Annotated in this window: 10 protein-coding genes; 5 read left to right on the forward strand and 5 right to left on the reverse strand. The window is 65.0% G+C overall.

Annotation, left to right across the window (positions count from 1 at the left end):
- Window positions 1-19 precede the first annotated feature (19 nt).
- Window positions 20-2,485: a glycogen/starch/alpha-glucan phosphorylase gene (locus A0U87_RS07390; protein ID WP_048937291.1), complete on the reverse strand. Its 2,466-nt coding sequence runs from the start codon at window positions 2,483-2,485 to the stop codon at window positions 20-22.
- A gap of 119 nt (window positions 2,486-2,604) precedes the next feature.
- The gene (locus tag A0U87_RS07395; protein ID WP_048937292.1) at window positions 2,605-3,810 is read right to left on the reverse strand and encodes a serine hydrolase domain-containing protein; all 1,206 of its coding nucleotides are present in this window, start codon (window positions 3,808-3,810) and stop codon (window positions 2,605-2,607) included.
- A 158-nt stretch (window positions 3,811-3,968) separates the two neighbouring features.
- Between A0U87_RS07395 and A0U87_RS07400 the strand changes: the two genes are divergently transcribed.
- The 4 genes from A0U87_RS07400 to A0U87_RS07415 all read left to right on the forward strand — a co-directional run bounded on the left by A0U87_RS07400 (window position 3,969) and on the right by A0U87_RS07415 (window position 11,212).
- Window positions 3,969-4,481, forward strand: coding sequence for a sigma-70 family RNA polymerase sigma factor (locus A0U87_RS07400; RefSeq protein WP_029547652.1), 513 nt, complete (start codon window positions 3,969-3,971; stop codon window positions 4,479-4,481).
- 55 nt (window positions 4,482-4,536) lie between these two features.
- Window positions 4,537-5,466 (forward strand): FecR domain-containing protein, encoded by a 930-nt coding sequence (locus A0U87_RS07405; RefSeq protein WP_037507458.1) that lies wholly within the window; start codon window positions 4,537-4,539, stop codon window positions 5,464-5,466.
- On the forward strand, window positions 5,450-7,894 hold the full coding sequence (locus A0U87_RS07410; protein ID WP_048937293.1) for a TonB-dependent receptor: 2,445 nt from the start codon (window positions 5,450-5,452) through the stop codon (window positions 7,892-7,894). The genes A0U87_RS07405 and A0U87_RS07410 overlap by 17 nt, the downstream gene beginning before the upstream one ends.
- Window positions 7,895-7,996: 102 nt before the next feature.
- Complete coding sequence (locus A0U87_RS07415) at window positions 7,997-11,212, forward strand: autotransporter domain-containing protein (RefSeq protein WP_048937294.1); 3,216 nt, start codon at window positions 7,997-7,999, stop codon at window positions 11,210-11,212.
- Between the two features lie 275 nt (window positions 11,213-11,487).
- Here A0U87_RS07415 and gatB read toward each other — a convergent pair whose 3' ends face one another.
- Genes gatB through gatC form a run of 3 tightly spaced genes read right to left on the reverse strand, consistent with a single transcriptional unit; the run spans window position 11,488 to window position 14,766 of the window.
- The gene (gene gatB, locus A0U87_RS07420) at window positions 11,488-12,993 is read right to left on the reverse strand and encodes an Asp-tRNA(Asn)/Glu-tRNA(Gln) amidotransferase subunit GatB (RefSeq protein ID WP_010337156.1); all 1,506 of its coding nucleotides are present in this window, start codon (window positions 12,991-12,993) and stop codon (window positions 11,488-11,490) included.
- A gap of 1 nt (window position 12,994) precedes the next feature.
- The gene (gene gatA, locus A0U87_RS07425; RefSeq protein WP_137405401.1) at window positions 12,995-14,479 is read right to left on the reverse strand and encodes an Asp-tRNA(Asn)/Glu-tRNA(Gln) amidotransferase subunit GatA; all 1,485 of its coding nucleotides are present in this window, start codon (window positions 14,477-14,479) and stop codon (window positions 12,995-12,997) included.
- Window positions 14,479-14,766: an Asp-tRNA(Asn)/Glu-tRNA(Gln) amidotransferase subunit GatC gene (gatC, locus tag A0U87_RS07430; protein WP_004211845.1), complete on the reverse strand. Its 288-nt coding sequence runs from the start codon at window positions 14,764-14,766 to the stop codon at window positions 14,479-14,481. The genes gatA and gatC overlap by 1 nt, the downstream gene beginning before the upstream one ends.
- A gap of 171 nt (window positions 14,767-14,937) precedes the next feature.
- Between gatC and A0U87_RS07435 the strand changes: the two genes are divergently transcribed.
- Window positions 14,938-16,062 (forward strand): DUF3089 domain-containing protein, encoded by a 1,125-nt coding sequence (locus tag A0U87_RS07435; RefSeq protein ID WP_122928160.1) that lies wholly within the window; start codon window positions 14,938-14,940, stop codon window positions 16,060-16,062.
- The last annotated feature ends 5 nt before the right edge of the window (window positions 16,063-16,067 follow it).

Genomic DNA, 16,067 nt, shown 5'->3' on the forward strand with positions numbered 1-16,067 from the left:
CCGATCGCGGCCATTCTTATCATCCCATGTTCCAGATGTCGGCGGCATATTCGCGGATCGTCCGGTCGGACGAGAACCAGCCCATGCGCGCGACATTGTGGATCGCCTTCTTCGCCCACAATGCCTGATCCTGCCAGATGCCATCGACCCGGCGCTGGGCGGCGGCATAGCTGTCGAAATCGGCCGCCACCATGAACCAGTCATGGTCATAAATGCCCTGGATCAGATCCTTGTAGCGATTGGGATCGTCGGGCGAGAAGACGCCGCTGGCAATGGCATTGAGCGCCTGCCCCAGTTCCCGGCTCTGTTCGATCACCGCGCGCGGATTATAGCCCTCGGCCCGGCGCTGGTTCACCTCGGCCGCGGTCAGGCCGAAGATCACGATATTATCCTCGCCGACATGGTCGCGCATCTCGACATTGGCGCCGTCCAGCGTGCCGATGGTCAGCGCGCCATTGACCGCGAACTTCATGTTTCCGGTGCCCGATGCCTCCATGCCGGCGGTCGAAATCTGTTCCGACAGATCGGCGGCCGGGATCATCATCTCGGCCATGGAGACATTGTAATTGGGCACGAACTGCACCTTCAGCAGTCCCTGAACCGACGGGTCATGATTGATCGCGCGGGCCACGTCGCCCGCCAGCTTTATGATCAGCTTGGCATTATGATAGCTGGGCGCCGCCTTGCCGCCGAACAGCTTGACCCGCGGTACCCAGTCCTTTTCCGGGTGAGAACGGATCTGGTCATAGAGCGCCACTGCCTCGATGATGTTGAGCAATTGCCGCTTATATTCATGGATGCGCTTGATCTGGATGTCGAACAGCGCGTCGGCGTCGATCCGCGCATTGATGCGCTTGCGCAGCAGGTCGGCCAGCGCGACCTTGTTGAAGCGCTTCACCGCCAGGAACCGTTCCTGGAAGGCGGTGTCGTCGGCGAAATTGTCAAGCTCGCGCAGCGCCTCGGCATCGTCCATGAAGCGGTCGCCGATCGCCTCACGGATCAGCTCGAACAGGCCATGGTTGCACTGCATCAGCCAGCGGCGGAAGGTGACGCCGTTGGTCTTGTTGTTGATCCGCGCGGGATAGAGCTTGTGCAGGTCGGCAAAGACCGTGACCTTCATCAGGTCGGTATGCAGCGCTGACACGCCGTTGACGCTGTGCGATCCGGCAAAGGCCAGATTGCCCATCCGTACCCGCCGCTCGCCGCCCTCGTCGATCAGCGAGATGGTGCCGATCGCATGATCGTCGAACTGGCCGGACTTGCGCGCCTCGCCTAGCAAGCGGCTGTTGATCGCATAGACGATCTGCATGTGCCGTGGCAGCAACCGCTCGAACAAGGGCACCGGCCAGCTTTCCAGCGCCTCGGGCAGCAGAGTGTGGTTGGTATAGCCGAAGGTGCGACGGACAATGTCCCAGCCCTCGTCGAAATCCAGCCCATGCTCGTCGACCAGGATGCGCATCAGCTCCGCCACCGACACCGCCGGATGGGTATCGTTAAGCTGGATCGCCGCCTTGTCCGGCAAGGTTCTGATGTCGCCGAAATATTGAATGTGCCGACGTACAATGTCCTGCAGCGAGGCGGAGGAGAAGAAATATTCCTGCCGCAGCCGCAACTCCTGCCCCGCCGGCGAACTGTCGGCAGGATAGAGGACGCGGGTCAGCGCCTCGGCCCGGTTGCTTTCGGACAGCGCGCCCAGATGGTCGCCGGCATTGAACTTGTCGAGCAGGATCGGGTCGATCGGCTGCGCCTCCCACAGGCGCAACGTATTGACCCGCTTGCCGCGCCAGCCGGCGATCGGCGTGTCATAGGGGGTGGCGATCACCCGTTCGGCGGGACGCCAGCTCATCTGATAGGGGCCGCAATTCGCGCACTCGGCCGGATCGACACGCCCACCGAACCCGACCTCGTAACTTGCCTCGCGCCGCTCGAACTCCCAGGGATTGCCGTGCGCCAGCCAGTTTTCCGGCAGTTCCACCTGCCAGCCGTCGCTGATCTCCTGCCGGAACATGCCGTTCACATAACGGATGCCATAGCCATAGGCGGGGATGTCGACCGTCGCCATGCTCTCCATGAAGCAGGCGGCGAGCCGCCCCAGGCCGCCATTGCCCAGCGCCGCATCCGGCTCCAGCGCGGCGATCAGGTCCAGATCGACGCCGAGCGATTCGAGCGCGGCCTGCAAATCGTCCAGCATCTCCATATTGGATGCGGCATCGCGCATCAGCCGGCCGATCAGGAATTCCAGGCTCAGATAATAGACCCTGCGCCCCTGCTCTTCATAGGTCTTGTGGGTGGACTCGATCCAGGCGTCGATCACCCGGTCGCGGATCGAGAGGATAACGGCATGCAGCCAGTCATGCGGCTTGGCCGCCTTGGCATCCTTGCCGATGCGATAGGTCAATCGCTCGACAATCTCATGGGCCAGAATCTGCGGATCAACCTGCCGGGGTGCCGGCTTGGGAAGCTGCGTCTCGCCCTTGAGATTCATGGCCGGGATCTCCCTCTATGAGTCACCGGGATGATGGCACAGCGCGCTTCGCCATGCCAATCCATTTTTTGCAGCGCAGCATGGGCTTTTCCCGCTTCTTTCCGCGGGCTTGGCCTGCCTCAGCCCTGACCGCGTCGCGTAACGATCGCCGCCCCGATCCCGGCCCGCAATTCCGCCCGCACCGGATAGGTGCTGGACGGCAGATGCTGGGTCATGAACAGGCCGATCAGCCGCTCGACCGGATCGATGAAGAAATAGGTCGAAAACACCCCGCCCCAGTAAAATTGCTGGTTCGCCAGCGTCATCGCGAAGCCCAGGCCGAAACCCACGCCGGCATAATCGGCTTCGCTGAACATCGCCTGCGACATGCTGGCGAGATCGCCGCCGCCGGGCAGGTGATTGCTTCGCATCTGCACCACCGTTTCGGGCTGCAACAGCCGCGCCCCATCCATCTCGCCACCGCGCAGCAGCATCCGGGCAAAGCGATGATAGTCGGCCGTGGAGGAAATCAGCCCGCCCCCGCCCGATCGGAAACGCAGCTTGCGCCGCCAGCTGCTGGCCGCGCCCCGGTCACGAAGCCGCAACCCGTCCTCGCCCAGCCCCCAGGCATCGGTCAGTCGGTCGGTCCGGTCCTCAGGCAAGGTGAAGAAACTGTCCTTCATGCCCAGCGGATCGAAGATATTCTGACGAAAATGCGTCTCCAGATCCTGCCCCGACAGCCGCTCGACGATCACGCCCAGCACATCGGTCGACACGCCGTAATTCCAGCGCTCGCCCGGCGAAAATTCCAGCGGCAGGCTGGCCAGCGCGGCGATGAATTCGTCCGATGATCGCTTCTGCTGGAACTCGTCCAGCCCCAGTTCGCGATAGCGCGCATCGATCGGCGTCTGCCGTTGCAACCCATAGGTCAGACCCGATGTGTGGCGCAGCAGGTCGATCATCCGCATCGGCCGCGTAATCCGCCCGGTTCCGTCCGCGCCGACGCGCAAGTCGGCAAATTCGGGCAGCACGTCGGTCACCGGATCGTCCAGCGCCACCTTGCCCTGTTCGACCAGCCGCATGAAGGCGACGCTGGTGATCGGCTTGGTCATGGACGCGATGCGGAACAGCGCATCGGCCTGCAACGGCTCGCCAGTCGCCCGCGCCTGCCCCCGGCTGACCGACAACAACGGCACCTCGTCGCGCGAGACCAGCATCTGCATATGCGGCAATTTGCCGCTCTGCACATAGGTCCGGTCCAGATGATCCACCAGCGCATCCAGCCGGTCAGGGTCCATCCCCGCCGCCCGCGCCGCTGCTGCATCCGTCACCTTCGCTGTCGCCATGTCCGCTCCTGCCATATCCGGAACGGGCTAGAGCAAGCCGCGCACTAGGTAAATGATTTCAGGCCATGACCGGTCGATCCGCGCCTTGCCATTGCCAAGACCCCACCCCTGCCTCTATGGCAACCCGCCTGATCGCCAATACCGGACGCACCACAGGCATGGCCACGGGCCTTTCTGCTATCTTCTTCCAGAACCGCGCTGCTTTGCTGCGCTTCCTGCGCGCGCGCGGTGCGGGGGAGGATGCGGAAGATCTGCTGCAGGACATGTGGATGAAGCTGGAGGCCAAGGATCTGGGGCCGGTCGCCGATCCCCTGCCCTATCTCTATCGCATGGCCAACAACCTGATGCTCGATCGCTATCGCTCCGCCACGCGGCGCGAGCGGCGCGAGCAGGACTGGGCCGAAGGCGCCGGCGGCGTGATGGCCGATCCGAATGACGATCTGGCGGTCGACGAACGCATGATCCTCAATCAGCGGCTGGAACAGGCGCGCGGCATATTGGCCGATCTTGGCCCCCGCGTCGAACTGGTGTTCCGCCGTTTCCGCATAGAGGGGGTCGGCCAGCGGCTGATCGCGGAGGAATTGGGGGTCAGCCTGACCACGGTCGAGAAGGATCTGCAAAAGGCCTATCGGGCGATGCTTGCGCTCAAGCAAAGTCTGGATACGGAATGAGCGGATCGGCGGCGTCTGGCTCTTCAAGGGGCAAGAAATGAACAGGGCACAGGCCATGATGAACGAGGAGGCGCTCGGATGGGTAATCCGCACGCGCGATCCCGAATTTGACGACTGGGACGCCTTCACCATCTGGCTGGAGGGCGATCCCGCCCGCGCGACCGCCTATGATGCGCTGATGGCGGCCGACGCGGATCTGGCGGACATGGTTCCGGCAGAACCCGTCGTCATGCCTGTTGCCGCCAATGATGCCGGCGAACGTCACCGCCGCCCGCTGCGCTGGATCGGCGGCGGCGCGATCGCCGCCGCGCTGGTGGCCGCCGTCTCGGTCGGCCTGCTCAACCGCAGCGACATCTACAGCATCACCACCCGTCCCGGCGAAACCCGCAGCATCGCGCTCGACGACGGCACCCGGATCGAACTGAACGGCGGCACCACCCTGCGCCTCGACCGCAAGAATGCGCGCTTTGCCGCGCTCGACGCGGGCGAAGCCGCCTTCACCGTGCGCCATGATGCCGCTGATCCGTTCCGCGTAACCGTGGGCGACGCCGTGTTCGAGGATGCTGGCACCGTCTTCAATATCGTCCATAGCGGCAACGCCACCCGCATCGGCGTGTCCGAGGGCAAGGTGATCTACAATCCGCAGGCCGAAGCCATTTCGCTGCCCGCCGGCCGCGCGCTCAGCGACGGCGCGGAAGGGCTGCGCGTGATGGACGTCGCGCCCCAGGCCGTCGCCAGTTGGCGCCAGGGCCAACTCATCTATGCCAATGCGCCGGTCGGCGACGTGACCCAGGATATCGCCCGTTCGCTGGGCGTGACGCTGGCCGCGACGCCCGGCGCGCAGGCCATGCGCTTTACCGGCACGATCCGGCTTGAACGGGATCCGTCCCGCTTCTTCGCCGCTGCCGCGCCCCTGATGGGGCTGTCCGCCATCCGACAGGGGAATGGATGGCTGCTGAAGGAAGGGGATGGGTCGCAAAACTGACGTCCTTTTCGTCACCGCCTTCGCCATAGCGGCCGCATCGCCTGCGCGAGCGGCGGACAGACAGTCGATCGACCTCGCTCCGGGACGCCTGGGCGAGGCGGTGGTGGCGCTCGGCCGTCAAACCGGCGCCAGCATCGGCATGTCGGACCAGTCACTGGCCGGCATCGCCACCCCAGCGATCCGGGGCCGGATGTCGACCGCAGGCGCCCTTTCCCAGTTGCTGCGCGGCAGCGGCGCCAAGGCCCGGCAGATCGACGCCAGCACCTGGCGCATCGTGCGTGCCCGCAAAAGCACTCCGCCCCCGTCGCCGACGCCAGCCGCAGCGGTGCAACTCGCGCCGGTCGTTCAGGAACCGCCGGCCGACATCATCGTCACTGCGTCCAAGCGCGACATTCCCCTGCCCCGCTATGCCGGCATGGTCGAAACCGTGACCGGCGGCCTATTCGAGACCGCCGACGCGGCACAGGGCACGGCCGCGCTGCTCTCGCGCGTCGCCAGCCTCAGCTCCACCCATGCCGGTGCCGGCCGCAATAAGCTGTTCATCCGCGCCATCGCCGATTCCGGCGTCGCCGGGCCGACCCAGGCGACGACCGGCCAATATCTGGGCGACATGCGCCTCAACTATGCCGCGCCCGATCCCGACCTGCGCCTCTATGACGTCGGCGGGGTCGAGGTGCTGGAAGGGCCACAGGGCACGCTTTACGGCGCCGGCTCGCTCGGCGGCATCATCCGCATCATCCCCAACGCCCCCAATCTCGCGCAGTTCGGCGGCCAGATCTCGACCGGCGTGTCGGCAACCCAGCATGGCGATCCGGGCGGCGACCTGTCGGCCATCCTCAACCTGCCGATCGTGGCCGAGAAGGTGGCGCTGCGCGTCGTCGGCTATGGCGTGCAGGAAGGCGGCTATATCGACGATGTCCTGCGCGACAAGGATGACGTCAATCGCACCCGCACCTATGGCGGCCGCGCCACGCTGCGGATCGCACCGGCGGACGACTGGACGATCGATCTCAGCACCGCCTATCAGCATATCGAAGGTGACGACGCCCAATATGCCAGCCGCGAGGTCGGCCGACTGGAACGCGCCTCCAGCGTCGCCCAGCCCTATCATTCCGACTATATCCTAGCCAATGCGCGGATCGAGCATCAGTGGGACGATCTGCGCCTCGTCTCCTCGACCGGCTATGTTCGCAATGTCCTGGCCGAAAGCTACGACGCGACCCAGCCGGGCGGCGCACCCGCCCTGTTCCGCCAGCGCAACAAGGTCGAACTTTTCTCGACCGAGAACCGGCTGGTCCGCGACCTCGACAATGGCCTGGGCTGGCTGCTGGGCGTTTCCTATCTGGAAAGCACCTCGACCATCCAGCGGTCGCTGACCGGCTATGGCCCCCTGAGTGCACCGGCGATCGAGATCCTGCCGGGCGTCCCGGTCTATGGTCGCGGACGTCCTGCCACGGCCACCGGCGTGCGCAACCGGATCAAGGAAGCGACCCTGTTCGGCGAAGCCTCGTTCGAACCGCTCCAGGGGCTGGTCGCTACCGTCGGCGGACGCCTCACCAACAGCCGCCTCAGCGGCGAGGCGATCGATCCGGTGGCGATGCTTTCGGCCGTCGCCGACCTTGCCCGTGTCGAGGCGCAGGCCGATCGCTCCGAAACCATCTTCCTCCCCTCCTTCTCGCTGCTCAGCGATGCGGTGAAGGGGCTCACCCTCTATGCCCGGTTCGAACAGGGCTTTCGTCCCGGCGGCCTGGCGGTCGACGATCAGCGCGCGCGCAGCTTCCGTAACGATCGCATCTCGACCATGGAACTGGGCTTCCGCAAGGGCGTGCCGGGCCGCGACACGGTCGCGCTCAGCGGCAATGTCGCCTATACCGACTGGCGCGATATCCAGGCCGACGTCACCGACCGCATCGGCCTGCCGACCACCGCCAATATCGGCGATGGACGCATCTATACGGTGGAAGGCCGGATCGTGGTCCGCCCGATCCCGCCGCTGACGCTCGACGGCTCGATCATCTATAATGACAGCCGCCTGACCCAGCCGGCCCAGTTCGTGCGCGCTCTTTCCTATGAAGGGCGCTCGCTGACCCTGCCCAATGTCGCCAATCTGGGCGGCCGGATTGCCGCCGACTATCGCGCGCCATTGGGCGACGACATGCGCCTGCACCTGTCGGCCTCGGCCCGCTATGTCGGCAAGTCGCGCCTGGGCGTCGGGCCGATATTGGGCCGCGAACAGGGGGATTATGTCGATACGGCCCTGTCCGCCGCCGTCACCCGCGGCCCGGTCGAACTCTCGCTTTCGCTCACCAACCTGTTCGACAGCGACGGCAATCGTTTCTCGCTCGGCACGCCGTTCGACCTGAGCACGGACTATTATACGCCGCTGCGTCCCCGCACCGTGCGCATCGGCCTGGATTTCGCCTTCTAAAATCACACCGGACGGCATTTTTCCTGACGGAACCGGCCCGGCGGCGGCGTCCCTCCCGCATGTACGTGCCCATCAAACGGCGCGGCATTCAGAGGAGATATCATGCGACATTTGCTGGCCTGCACGGCCATCGCCCCGGTTCTGGTTGCGCTGACCGCAACCAACGCCGCGGCGGAAACCACGATCGGTTCATCCACCACCACCGCCGTCAAGACCTCCACCGTCGCCTCGGGCGCGGCCGATGCGATCACGGTCAGCTCGGCTGGCAGCATCACGCTGACCAGCGGCACCGCGATCACGATGGACAGCAACAACAATGTCAGCAACGCCGGTTCGCTGACCATCAACGATGCCGACAATGCGACCGGCATTCTGATCAAGGCCGGCACCACCGGCAACATCACCAACAGCGGCACGATCACGCTGACGGAAGATTATACCGCGACGGACACGGACAGTGACGGCGACATTGACGGGACGTTCGCCAAAGGGACGAACCGCAATGGCATCCTGGTCGAATCCGGCGCGGCCCACACCGGCAATATCGACACCACTGGCGCGATCTCGATCGAAGGCAACAACAGCGCCGGCATCCGCGTCAACTCGACCCTGATCGGCAATCTGTCGACCTATGGCACCATCTCCGTCGTCGGCGACAACAGCTATGGCGTGGTCGCCAACGATATTGACGGCAACGCCACGATCCGCGGTTCGATCAGCACTAAGGGCGCAAACAGCACCGCCGTCGCCCTGCTGGGCGATGTCGATGGCGCAGTGAAGATCCAGGGCACGATCGTCAGCACCGGCTATCGCTCCACCACCCGCCCGAGCGACGTCACCAAGCTCGATGCCGACGACCTGCTGCAGGGCGGCCCCGCCCTCGTCATCGCCGGCAATGCCAGCGGCGGCATCGTGTTCGACGTCGCGCCGACCGCCAGCGACGATGACGACGAAGATGACACCGACATCGATGATGACGGCCTGCTCGACAGCACCGAAACCACCGCCACGGTCATCAACTATGGCTCGGCGGCTGCGGTGCAGATCGGCTCGGCCACGGCCGACACCAGCATCGGCGTGGTCCAGGGCGACAGTTCGGGCTATGGCGTGGTCGTGCGCGGCGCGATCGCGGGCTATGGCATCTATGACGGCGTCGATGCCAATGCGATGGTGATCGGCGGCCTGGGCGGCGATGTCGACATTGCCAAGGGCGTCCTGGTCGCCGGATCGATCACCGCCATCTCCTATGACAGCAACGCCACCGCGCTGCGCCTGGGTTCGGGCGCGACCAGCGACGCGATCGAGATTTCGGGCACCGTCGCCGCATCGGGCGCGGCGCTCGCGAACACCACGTCGCGCGGCGTGGTGATCGACGCCGGGGCACAGGTGAATTCGGTCAAGGTCAGCGGCACCGTCGCGGCCGTCGCCGCCGATGATGAAAAGGGTCGCGCGATCGCGATCCTCGATTCCTCGGGCACCGTCTCCAGCCTCAGCAACACCGGCACCATCTCGGCGACCGGCGGCCTTACCAACACCGCCATTGACCTCAGCGCCAACAGCAGCGGCGTGACGCTGACCCAGGCACTCGCCTCCTCGACCGCGACCGCGCCCAGCATCGTCGGCGACGTCAAGCTCGGCTCGGGCGATGACGTCATGACGGTATCGGCTGGCCGGATCGTCGGCGATGTCAGCCTGGGCGCCGGCAACAACAGCCTGTCGCTCTCGGGCAGTTCGACCCTGACCGGCGATCTCAGCTATGCCGGCACCGGCGCCACCCTGACACTGGCCGATACCGCCAGCGTCACCGGCGCGCTCGACTTTGGCGGCGCCAGCGGCACGATGACGCTGAACGGCACCTCCAGCTATACCGGCGCGATCAGCAACAGCGGCAATATGGCGCTGGTGCTGAACGGCGGCACGCTGGCTGTCAGCAACACCGGTTCGGTCGCGCTCGCCTCGCTCAGCGCCTCCTCCGGCTCGGCGCTGGGCGTCACCATCAACGGCGCCGATGGCACCAACACCGTCTATGACGTGGCCGGCGCTGCCAGCTTCGCCAGCGGTTCCAAGGTGAAGGTGGCGCTGACCCAGGTCGGCGGATCGGAAGGCGACTATGTCATCGTCCGCGCCGCATCGCTGTCCGGCACCCCGGCGCTCGATAGCGCGACCCTGCTGCCCTATATGTTCAAGGGCAGCGTCAGCAGCGACACCACGACCGGTGACGTAACCCTGTCGATCGCCGCCAAGACCACGTCGGAACTGGGCCTGACCGGTTCGCTTTCAAGGGCCTATTCGGCGATCTTCAACGCGCTCGACAATGACAGCACGCTGGCCAACGCCTATCTGGACGTGACCGACGGCCAGACGCTGAACGGTGCGCTGCGCCAGATGCTGCCTGAACATTCCGGCAGCACCTTCGAAGCCGTCACCGCCGGCTCGCGGGCGACCGCGCGCATCCTGTCCGATCCCAACGGCATCTACCGGACCAAGGACGGCAAGCTGGGCTTCTGGTTGCAGCAGGTCGCGTTCGGCAGTTCCAAGAGCATCGGCGACACCGCTTCCTACGACATCAATGGCTGGGGCGCTGGCGGCGGCGTCGAATATCTGACCGATCTTGGCGCCTTCGGTGGTTCCTTCGCCTATATCCATGGCCGGGACACCAGCGACAGCTCCAACAGCTCGGCGGATTCCGACCAGTTCGAACTGGCGGCGCACTGGCGCGGCAGCTGGGGTCCGCTCCAAGCCTTCGCGCGCGTTTCGGCGGCGCATATCGACTTTGACGGCACCCGCAACTTCGCGCTCGACGATGTCGTGCGCAAGGCGACCGGTGACTGGTCGGGCAAGCTCTATTCGGCCACGGCCGGGGCTTCCTATCAGCTCCAGTTCAACCGCTTCAGCCTGCGTCCGGGCGTGGGCTTCGACTATTATCGCCTGAAGGAAAGCGGCTATAGCGAAAGCGGCGGCGGCGACGCGTTCAACCTGACCGTCGATGGCCGCACCAGCGACGAAATGACCGCCAACGGCACGATCGCCGCCGGCTATGATTTCGGCAGCCTCAATCGCGAGGATGGCTGGGCACGGTTCGAACTGGAAGGCGGACGCCGCCAACTGATCGGCGGGTCGCTCGGCGACACGGTCGCCCATTTCAAGGATGGCGATGATTTCGTCCTGGTCGCCGACAAGCGCACCAGCGGCTGGACCGGCCGGGCTCGCCTCTATGGCGGCACCGACACGTTCCGCGTCGGCGGTGAGTTCGGTGCGGAAGAACAACAAAATCACGTCGCAATCTCATTCCGGGCGACGGTTAACTTCGTCCTGTGACGTCTGAATAAGGAATTGGCGGGCCACACCCCACAGACCCTCCCGGTCCGCCAGTTGCGCCACGGCATGATGTTCCTCCCCAAGGGACGCCAAGGCAAAAAAGAGGGGCGTCGCATGGGTTTCACCCGAGCGGCGCCCCTTTTTTCATGGGCTAGTTCCGTTCCGCCCTCGCAGTCGCTTGGTGCAGCAACGTCCAACCATGTGGCTACGACCAAGAAAAAGGGGCGATGGCATCGCCATCACCCCTTCTTTGCCTATCAATTGACGTCCTGCTGTCAGCCGGCGAGCGCCTTCTTGACCAGTTCGTTGACGACCTGGGGGTTGGCCTTGCCCTGCATCGCCTTCATCGTCTGGCCGACGAAGAAGCCGAACAGGGCTTCCTTGCCGCCGCGATACTGCTCGACCTTGTCGCCATTCTTGGCGAGGACATCGGCCACAGCCGCCTCGATCGCGCCAGTGTCGCTGGTCTGCTTCAGGCCCTTTTCCTCGACGATCTTGCCGGGCTTGTCGCCTGTTTCCAGCATGATCTCGAACACCTGCTTGGCGATCGTGCCGCTGATCGTGCCATCGGCCACCAGCGCCAGCAATTCGGCGCCTTCCTCGGGGCTTACCGGGCTTTCCTCAAGGCTCTTGCCAATGCGGTTGAGCGCGCCATACAGCTCCGACAGCAGCCAGTTGGCCGATGCCTTGGCGACCTCGCCCTCGCTCTTCTTCTGGATGCGCGCGCCTTCGGCCAGCAGCGCCTCGAACCAGCGCGCCGTGTCGGCGTCGGCGGTCAGGGTCGCGGCATTATAGGCGGACAGGCCCAGATCCTGGGCATAGCGGCGCAACTTCGCGTCCGGCAGTTCCGGCAGCGACTGGCGGCATTCCTCCAGGAAGGCATCGTCCAGTTCCAGCGGCAACAGGTCGGGATCGGGGAAGTAGCGATAGTCATGCGCATCTTCCTTCGACCGCATCGAACGGGTCTCGTTCCGATCCGGGTCATAGAGGCGCGTTTCCTGCACGATCTTGCCGCCGGCTTCCAGCACGTCGACCTGGCGGTTCGCTTCATGCTCGACCACGGCCATGACAAAGCGGACCGAGTTCACATTCTTGGTCTCGGTGCGGGTGCCGAATTCTTCGCCGGGACGACGCACGGAGACGTTGACGTCGGCGCGCATCGACCCCTGGTCCATATTGCCGTCGCACGAGCCGACATAGCGAAGAATGGTCCGCAGCTTCGAGAGATAAGCCCCTGCTTCGGCAGGCGAACGCATGTCCGGCTTCGACACGATTTCCATCAGCGCCACGCCCGACCGGTTGAGGTCGACATAGGAGCTGGTCGGATGCTGGTCATGCATCAGCTTGCCGGCATCCTGCTCGACATGGATGCGCTCGACGCCGATCACCTTGGTGCTGGCTTCGGGGTTCTTCTCGTCCAGCACGATCTCGATCTGCCCTTCGCCCACGATCGGGTGATAGAGCTGGCTGATCTGATAGCCCTGCGGCAGATCCGCATAGAAATAATTCTTGCGGTCGAAACGCGACCATTTGTTGATCTGCGCGTCGATCGCCATGCCGGTGCGCACCGCCTGGCGGATGCACTCGCGGTTGGGCACGGGCAGCATGCCGGGCATGGCCGCATCGATCAGGCTGACCTGCGTATTGGGCTCCGCGCCGAACGCCGTCGCGGCGCCGGAAAAGAGCTTCGCGTTCGACGTCACCTGCGCATGGACTTCCAGGCCGATCACGACCTCCCACTCGCCGGTTGCGCCCTGGATGCGATAGGTTGATTCAGTCATATTACCACCACTTGTCAGGGCGTGCGCTGAAACCAGCGCGTTCTTCGATTGCGAGCGAGGCGTTCAGCACGGTCTGTTCGTCCAGCGCCTTGCCGATCACCTGCAGGCCGATCGGCAGGCCGGCCGAATCCAGCCCGCCCGGAATCGCCATCGCCGGCAGCCCGGCCAGCGAGGCCGGCACGGTGAAGACGTCGTTCAGATACATGGCCAGCGGATCGGCCTGCTTCTCGCCCAGCGCGAAGGAGGCGCTCGGCGCGGTCGGCGTCAGCAGCAGATCGCACTTTTCGAACGCCAGCTCGAAATCGCGCGCGATCAGCGCCCGCACCTTCTGCGCCTGGGTATAATAGGCGTCGTAGAAGCCGGCCGACAGCACATAGGTGCCGATCATGATGCGGCGCTTCACTTCCGGGCCGAAGCCGGCAGCGCGGGTCGCGGCATACATGTCCTGCAAACCTGCGCCATCGGGCAGGTCGCGCTGGCCATAGCGCACGCCGTCATAACGGGCGAGGTTCGACGAGGCTTCGGCAGGCGCGATGATATAATAGGTCGGCAGCGCATATTTGGTATGCGGCAGCGACACTTCGACCACTTCGGCGCCGGCGTCCTTGAGCCATTCGATGCCGCGATCCCACATGGCGGAGATTTCGGCGTTCAGGCCATCGGGGCGATATTCCTTGGGAATACCGACCTTCTTGCCCTTGAGATCGCTCGACAAATTGGCTTCCCACTGCGGAACCGCCAGATCGAGGCTGGTCGAATCCTTGGGATCGAAGCCCGACATGACTTCCAGCAGGATCGCATTGTCGCGCACGGTGCGCGCCATCGGCCCGGCCTGGTCCAGCGAACTGGCGAAGGCGACGAGGCCGAAGCGCGAGCAGCGGCCATAGGTTGGCTTGATGCCGCTGATGCCGGTGAAGGCGGCGGGCTGGCGGATCGAGCCACCAGTGTCGGTGCCGGTCGCCGCCGGGCAGAGCCGCGCGGAAATGGCCGAGGAGGAACCGCCCGACGAACCGCCGGGCGCCAGTGCGGCGTTATCGCCGCCGCCGCGCCGCCAGGGCGAGATCACATTGCCATAATAGCTGGTCTCGTTGGACGAACCCATGGCGAACTGGTCGAGGTTGAGCTTGCCCAGCATGCCCGCGCCGGCCGCCCACAGCTTGCCCGACACGGTCGATTCATAGGTCGGCACGAAGCCTTCCAGCATGTGCGACGCGGCGGTGGTCTGCGTGCCTTCGGTGCAGAACAGGTCCTTCATGCCGATCGGCACGCCAGCCAGCTGGCCCAGCGTCTCGCCGGCGGCCTTGGCCTTGTCGGCCGCGTCGGCCGCTGCCAGCGCCTTTTCGGGCGTCTCGACGATGAAGGCGTTCAGCGCCTTGGCAGCAGCGACATTGGCATTGAAGCCCTCGGCCACTTCGCGCGCCGAAAAATCGCCCGCGCGGAAGCCGTCGCGGATTTCCGCAACCGTCAGATCAGTCAGATTAGTCATTATTCGATCACCTTGGGCACCGCGAAGAAGCCATGTTCGGCCTGCGGCGCATTGGCCAGCACCTTGTCACGCACATTGCCGTCAGTGACGACATCGTCGCGCAGGCGTTGATGGTTGGGGATGACGGCCGTCATCGGCTGCACGCCGGTCACGTCCACCTCGCCCAGCTGTTCCACCCAGCCAAGGATATTGTTGAGTTCGGGCACCATGGCTTCCGCTTCCGCATCCGTCACCGAAATGCGCGAAAGGCTGGCGATCTTTTTCACGGTCTGAAGGTCTATCGACATGGGCCAAGCCGCTAGCACCCGCACCAGTCCGCTTCAAGTGTCCTGCTGCACCATCTGCCATCTTGCATGCGCCCATCTTGCATGCCCCCATCTTGCATGACTGCCGCGCATGGGCCAGACAGGCCGCACGAAGGCGGGGCGATCCCCGCACAGGGATGGAGACGAGAGCAAGTGGCCCGCAAATTCCTCTATATCGTCGCCGGCCTGGTCGTGCTGGTGCTTGCGATGCTGCTCGCCTATCGCATCTGGGGGATGCAGATCATGCGGGCGGTGATGGTCCCGCGCGAAGCGTTCCAGCCGCTCCAGCCCCTGCCCGCCAACGCCTATGACGATCCGAAAATGTGGATCGCCCGCCCCGACCTGACCAAGGACAATCCCGCGCTCTGGACACCACAAGGCGCGGCCAGGCTCGCGCCGCCTGCGCAGAAGGCCGCGGTCTTCTTCATCCACCCGACCAGCTATGTGACGCCGCTTGGCAATGCCCATTGGAATGCACCGCTGGACGATGCGGAAAGCAATGCGACCGCGCGCCGCTTCGTGCTCGGCCAGGCCAGTGCCTTCAGCGCCGCCGGCAATGTCTGGGCGCCGCGCTATCGCCAGGCCAATTATGGCGCCTTCCTCACCACCGGGGCAGAGGGCGACCAGGCGCTCGCAGCCGCCTATCGCGACGTGACCCAGGCCTTCGCCGCCTTCCTCAAGGCCAATCCCACCGGCCCGCTGATCCTCGCCGGCCACAGCCAGGGGTCACGCCACCTGCTGCAACTGGTGCGCGAACAGGTGGCGGGCAAGCCGGTCGCTGACCGGGTCGCCGCCATCTATGCCGTGGGCTGGCCGATCTCGGTCGAGGCCGACCTGCCTGCATTGGGCTTCCCCGCCTGTGCCAGGCGGGATCAATCGCACTGCATCGTCAGCTGGCAAAGCTATGCCGAACCGGCCGATCCGTCCGCCGTGGTCGAAAGCTTCGAGCGCAAGCAGGGCCTCAATGGCCAGCCGCGCAAGGGCACGCACATGCTCTGCACCAATCCGATCACCGGCACCTTCAACGGCAATGCGCCCGCCAGCGCCAATATCGGCACGCTCGACGCCCGAGCCGCCGACAAGCCGGCTCATCTGGTCGCCGGCATCGTCCCTGCCCGCTGCGACACCAGCGGCGTGCTGATGATCGGCGAGCCGGTCGACATGGGCCCCTACACGCTGCCGGGCAATAATTATCATGTCTATGATTACAGCCTGTTCTGGGGCAATGTGCGCGACGACGCCCGCCAGCGACTGGCCGCTTTCACCAAGACACACTGAGACCC

Source organism: Sphingobium sp. MP9-4, assembly GCF_005281675.1.
GTDB lineage: Bacteria > Pseudomonadota > Alphaproteobacteria > Sphingomonadales > Sphingomonadaceae > Sphingobium > Sphingobium yanoikuyae.

Bases quoted from the DNA above. Each gene is read 5' to 3' on its own strand.
- A0U87_RS07390 (WP_048937291.1), bottom strand. From the start codon at position 2,485: ATGAATCTCAAGGGCGAGACGCAGCTTCCCAAGCCGGCACCCCGGCAG.
- A0U87_RS07395 (WP_048937292.1), bottom strand. From the start codon at position 3,810: ATGGCGACAGCGAAGGTGACGGATGCAGCAGCGGCGCGGGCGGCGGGG.
- A0U87_RS07400 (WP_029547652.1), top strand. From the start codon at position 3,969: ATGGCCACGGGCCTTTCTGCTATCTTCTTCCAGAACCGCGCTGCTTTG.
- A0U87_RS07405 (WP_037507458.1), top strand. From the start codon at position 4,537: ATGATGAACGAGGAGGCGCTCGGATGGGTAATCCGCACGCGCGATCCC.
- A0U87_RS07410 (WP_048937293.1), top strand. From the start codon at position 5,450: ATGGGTCGCAAAACTGACGTCCTTTTCGTCACCGCCTTCGCCATAGCG.
- A0U87_RS07415 (WP_048937294.1), top strand. From the start codon at position 7,997: ATGCGACATTTGCTGGCCTGCACGGCCATCGCCCCGGTTCTGGTTGCG.
- gatB (WP_010337156.1), bottom strand. From the start codon at position 12,993: ATGACTGAATCAACCTATCGCATCCAGGGCGCAACCGGCGAGTGGGAG.
- gatA (WP_137405401.1), bottom strand. From the start codon at position 14,479: ATGACTAATCTGACTGATCTGACGGTTGCGGAAATCCGCGACGGCTTC.
- gatC (WP_004211845.1), bottom strand. From the start codon at position 14,766: ATGTCGATAGACCTTCAGACCGTGAAAAAGATCGCCAGCCTTTCGCGC.